The organism is Burkholderia sp. BCC1998, assembly GCF_905339875.1.
Classification (GTDB): domain Bacteria; phylum Pseudomonadota; class Gammaproteobacteria; order Burkholderiales; family Burkholderiaceae; genus Burkholderia.
The window spans coordinates 1-796 of the sequence record NZ_CAJPHE010000085.1 but is presented as its reverse complement, the minus strand read 5'-3'; the positions used below and the strand labels follow the sequence as shown (position 1 = coordinate 796).

Sequence of the window (796 nt, the reverse complement as noted above, 5' to 3'; positions counted from 1 at the left end):
TGCGTTCAGGAAGCCCGCGTCGTCGCCGATCAGCGCGCCGCCCGGGAACACCGTCTTCGGCAGCGACAGCAGGCCGCCGGCCGTGATCGCCCGCGCGCCGTACGACACGCGCTTGCCGCCTTCGAGGAACGCGCGGATCGACGGGTGCGTCTTGTAGCGCTGGAACTCCTCGAACGGCGACAGGTACGGGTTCGTATAGCCGAGACCGACGACGAAGCCGACCACGACCTGGTTGTTGTCCATGTGATACAGGAACGAGCCGCCGTACGTATCCGACTTCAGCGGCCAGCCGGCCGTGTGGATCACGAGGCCCGGCTTGTGCTTCGCGGGATCGATTTCCCACAGTTCCTTGATGCCGATCCCGTAAGCCTGCGGATCCGCGTTCGCGTCGAGCTTGAACTTCGAGATCAGTTGACGGCCGAGATGGCCGCGGCAGCCTTCGGCGAACAGCGTGTACTTCGCGTGCAGCTCCATGCCGAGCTGGAAGTTCTCGGTCGGCTCGCCGTCCTTGCCCACGCCCATGTTGCCGGTCGCGACGCCTTTGACCGAGCCGTCGTCGTTGTACAGAATCTCGGCAGCCGGAAAGCCCGGGAAGATCTCGACGCCCAAGGCTTCCGCCTGCTGGCCGAGCCAGCGCGTGACATTGCCCAGCGAGATCACGTAGTTGCCGTGGTTCTTGAAGTTGTCGGGCAGCGCCCAGTTGGGCGTGGTGACCGCGCTGCTCTCGGACAGGAACAGGAAGCGATCTTCGGTCACCTCGACGTTCAACGGCGCACCCTGTTCCTTCCAGTCGGGG

General features: G+C 64.9%; 1 protein-coding gene. It reads right to left on the bottom strand.

All coding sequences use genetic code 11. The features are described from left to right. Positions 1-796, bottom strand: a 796-nt coding sequence (locus tag U5A56_RS36885) for an NAD(P)/FAD-dependent oxidoreductase (RefSeq protein WP_321927401.1), incomplete at both ends; no start/stop codon positions are given.